The 3,430-nt window shown below is 61.0% G+C and carries 5 protein-coding genes and 1 pseudogene; 4 read left to right on the top strand and 2 right to left on the bottom strand.

Features of this window, described 5'->3' with window-relative positions; translation table 11 throughout:
• The 4 genes and pseudogenes from VMJ11_RS29220 to VMJ11_RS29205 all read left to right on the top strand — a co-directional run.
• Positions 1–238, top strand: a 238-nt coding sequence (locus tag VMJ11_RS29220; RefSeq protein WP_325624230.1) for a hypothetical protein, incomplete at its 5' end; no start/stop codon positions are given.
• 73 nt (positions 239–311) lie between these two features.
• Complete coding sequence (locus tag VMJ11_RS29215; RefSeq protein WP_325624228.1) at positions 312–581, top strand: hypothetical protein; 270 nt, start codon at positions 312–314, stop codon at positions 579–581.
• A 19-nt stretch (positions 582–600) separates the two neighbouring features.
• A complete protein-coding gene (locus VMJ11_RS29210; protein WP_325624225.1) occupies positions 601–1,173 on the top strand; it encodes a hypothetical protein in 573 nt (190 codons plus the stop codon).
• Between the two features lie 99 nt (positions 1,174–1,272).
• Positions 1,273–1,926 (top strand): annotated as a pseudogene (locus VMJ11_RS29205) (helix-turn-helix domain-containing protein); the annotation flags it as partial.
• An 86-nt stretch (positions 1,927–2,012) separates the two neighbouring features.
• On the opposite strand, the gene istB reads toward VMJ11_RS29205, so the two are convergent.
• Together istB and VMJ11_RS29195 are read right to left on the bottom strand one after the other, a co-directional pair.
• Positions 2,013–2,801: an IS21-like element helper ATPase IstB gene (gene istB, locus VMJ11_RS29200; RefSeq protein ID WP_325624231.1), complete on the bottom strand. Its 789-nt coding sequence runs from the start codon at positions 2,799–2,801 to the stop codon at positions 2,013–2,015.
• 5 nt (positions 2,802–2,806) lie between these two features.
• The coding region (locus VMJ11_RS29195; RefSeq protein WP_414694493.1) for a Mu transposase domain-containing protein at positions 2,807–3,430 on the bottom strand (624 nt) is incomplete at its 5' end.

Here is a 3,430-nt window from a genome sequence, read left to right as displayed (position 1 = left end):
AATCTACGATGAACTGGCAGACGTGCAGTATGAGAGTAACTGCATATCGTCGTCGATCCGGCGAAGTAAGAAAACCCAGAAGAAGCGTATCTATATATCTTCGCTGTCCGCTTTTCTTTTGCCGCCTTCTCATTGCAGCGTCCTGCTGAACGCGGCGTACTACATGCACAGTACCCGATCCCTGATTGTGCAGCAGAGCGTTTTGTCGATGTGTACGTCGGTGCAAATTGATTACTAACGTAATACGTACTATTAACTATCCATCATGAGTGGGCACTGGGACGTCCTTTTCCTCTTTTTCGGAGAGAGATATGACTGTGATTCAAGTCGGGCTGGTCGACAAGACCAGAACCGTCGATTCTGCGTTTATGGAAGCCGCAGCCGCGGCGTTTAACCTGCAGGTGATGCGCGATGTGCCGCAGTTCTGGAATATTCAGGCAACCGTCAGTGAGCGTGAGCACGGAAGTCGATGGGGATTTGGGCCGTTTTTTGCAAATTGCGTGAGGGACGCAGGGGGATCTCCCTCAGGCATCTTGACCAAACGATGCCCAAGGGAGAGTCTCAGGTTCGCCAGAATCTGAAACGTTCCCAGTGTGCCACGTGAGTATCTTTCATCCAGATTTCTATCAGTTGCTGTTACACATCGATCAGGATTTCGCCAGCGAGGCCCGCACGCAGCGTTGTCGCTGTTGCGGCGGTGTACTTCACAGCGCCCGTTATCCCCGCAAACCCCGTGGACTTCCGTGCGAAGCCCGCTCGGACTGCGACTTCCGCTACAGCTTCTGCTGCGCTAAATGCCGGCGTCGCACCACGCCGTTTTCGGTGCGCTTTCTCGGCCGACGCGTGTATGTCGCCGCGATCATGGTCGTCGTCAGCGCCGCGCGCGCCAGCGCCGGCACGGCTGCGGCCTCGCGGCAACTTGACACGTTAGGTGTACCGCGCTCCACCGTCGCGCAATGGCGAACATGGTGGCGCACGCAATTTGTGTCGACACCATTCTGGACACTTGGCCGCGCTGATTTCGTGCCGCCCGTCGAGACTGACCAGATTCCCGCAAGCCTGCTTGAACGCTTTACCGCCACACAGGCGCCCACGCCCCTGATATGGCTGCTGCGCTGGCTCGCGCCACTCACCAGCGGCAGCGCCGCGAGCAACGTGCGTGAGGGACGGTAGCTCGCCCGCAGAAGTTCTCGCTCGCCTGCCCCCAGAGGCCCCCGGTAGTCTCGCGTCTCCCATGAATCGCGGCAATGTCGCCGCATCTCTGGAGACCTCATGACTGAACATCGCGATTTACCTGTGCGGGATCGCTGGGCACGCCTGCGCTTCGCTGTCGTCGGCCCCCTGCTTGCCGCACCGCCCGAGCCCGGCGAACTGGGCGAACTTATCAATACGCTCACCCGCAAATGCTGGCGGCATCCTGTCACCGGCGCCGACGTTCGGTTCGGCTACTCGACGATCGAGAGATGGTTTTACCAGGCGCGTCGCGCTGCACACGATCCGGTGGCCAGTCTCGCGGACCGCAAACGCCCCCGTGGTACCAGTCCAAGCCTGTCGCCCGAAGCCGTTCAGGCAATTCATGCGCAATACCAGCAGCATCCGGGATGGTCCCGTCAATTGCACTACGACAACCTGTTGGCCGTACTTGGCGAAGCGAACCTGCCTTCGTATGCGACCGTGCGGCGCTACTTCATGGCCAACGGGCTGTTTCGCCAGCGCAAGCCGCGCCATACCAGCGCCGGCGCGATGCTCGCCCGCGACCGCCTGGAGTAGCTCGAGGTTCGCAGCTTCGAGGTCGAGCACGTCAACGCGCTCTGGCATCTCGATTTCCATCATGGTTCGCGCAAGCTGCTCTCGAACGACGGCCAGTGGATCACGCCGATGCTGCTGTGCCTACTCGATGACCGCTCGCGCGTCGTCTGTCACGCGCTGTCACGGATCGGCGTAATCGAGCCGGGGATGATCGGCATAATGAGGCCACCAGAAGTGGCCCCGAAACGCGATTTTGAAGGGACTCAAGAATGCGGTTTTTTGCCGGATTTTGCAACGGCGTTTTCGCCATTTTCAGGCATTGGTTTGGGCTTGCGGAAGCTCTCGCCCTCGATCACTACCCGATAGGCGCCGTGGCGTAACCGGTCAAGCGTGGCGACGCCAAGAATGCGGTTATCGTGGAATGCGTCGCCCCATTCGCTGAAGTCGAGATTCGAAGTCAAGACCGTCGCGGCCTTTTCATACCTGGCGGCGATCAGATCGTGGAAGTCTTCGTCGTGGGGCGGATGCAGGGGTTTGAGCGCGAAGTCGTCAATGATCAGCAGGGGCGAGCGCACGAACTGCTGGAACTTGCGCTCGTAAAGGCCTGTGGCACGCGCCGCGTGCAGTTTCTTGAGCAGGTCAGTCTGTGTGATGAACAACACGTCGCACCCCTGGCGGGCAGCGCAGTGGCCCAGGGCCTGAGCCAGGTGCGACTTGCCGACGCCCGTTTGGCCGACCATCAGAATGCAGACCTTCTCGTCGATGTAGCGGCCCGTGGCCAGATCGTGAATGTGTGCCCGATTGAGTTTGGGCAGCAGGTCGAAGTTGAAGCTCTCGAGCGTCTTGCCCAGCGCGAAACCGGCGCGGGCGAGCCGCGCGCCGAGCTTCTTCTGGTCGCGCCGCGCGACCTCGTCATGCAGCAATATGGCGAGGAACTCGGTGTAGGCGAGCTGCCCGTCGATGGCCTGGCGGTTGCGCTGTTCGAGCGAGTCGAGGATGCCCGACAGGCGCAGTTGCTTGAGGATGGAATTCAGTTCTGGACTCGGATTCATGGTGTTCAATGCAGCAGGATAGATTGGAGATCGCGGCCGAAGCGGCCGCCGTTCAGATAGGTGTCAGCGGGCGCCGGCGTTTGCGCGGGGGCCGCCGCAGGCTGGCTGTCCAGCCCCTTGTCGAGAATGGTCTTGATGGTGCGGTACTTCGGGCTGGAGAACGTGAGTGCGCGTTCGCAGGCGGCGTTCAGTCGTGCATCGCCGTACTTCTCGCGCATACGCACGATGCCCTGCGCGCCGCGCAGGTTCACGAGTACCTTGTCGTTGAACAGCGCGAGAATCACTGCGTGGCAGGCCGGCCCGATCTCCTTTGCCCGGGCCAGACACCACTGCGGGTCGTGCTCGAGCCAGGCCTGCGCTTCAGGCGGCTGGTGATCCCGTACTGTCGAGCGATCGCCGGGCTTGCGCTTGCGAGCGTGTGTCGCGACGAGCTCATGCCGGTGGAACACCTGCACCACCGTGTCGGTCGCCTTCAGCCACAATTGCTTGCCGACCAGCGTGAATGGCACGGAGTACAGCACCTTCTTGTAGACGACGTGCCCATCCGTATGTACCTTGACCTCGCTCCACACCGCGAGCACCGGCGGCACATCGGGCAGTGCCGTGAGCAGAGGTTTCTCGATGGCGAA

It is taken from the genome of Paraburkholderia sp. (genome assembly GCF_035501035.1).
In the GTDB taxonomy this organism is placed as follows: Bacteria; Pseudomonadota; Gammaproteobacteria; order Burkholderiales; family Burkholderiaceae; genus Paraburkholderia.
The sequence above is the reverse complement of the archived record's forward strand: the minus strand, read 5'-3'. Positions and strand labels throughout refer to the sequence as shown.

Coding starts and splice junctions, on each gene's coding strand:
- istB (WP_325624231.1), bottom strand. CDS start 2,801: ATGAATCCGAGTCCAGAACTGAATTCCATCCTCAAGCAACTGCGCCTG.
- VMJ11_RS29215 (WP_325624228.1), top strand. CDS start 312: ATGACTGTGATTCAAGTCGGGCTGGTCGACAAGACCAGAACCGTCGAT.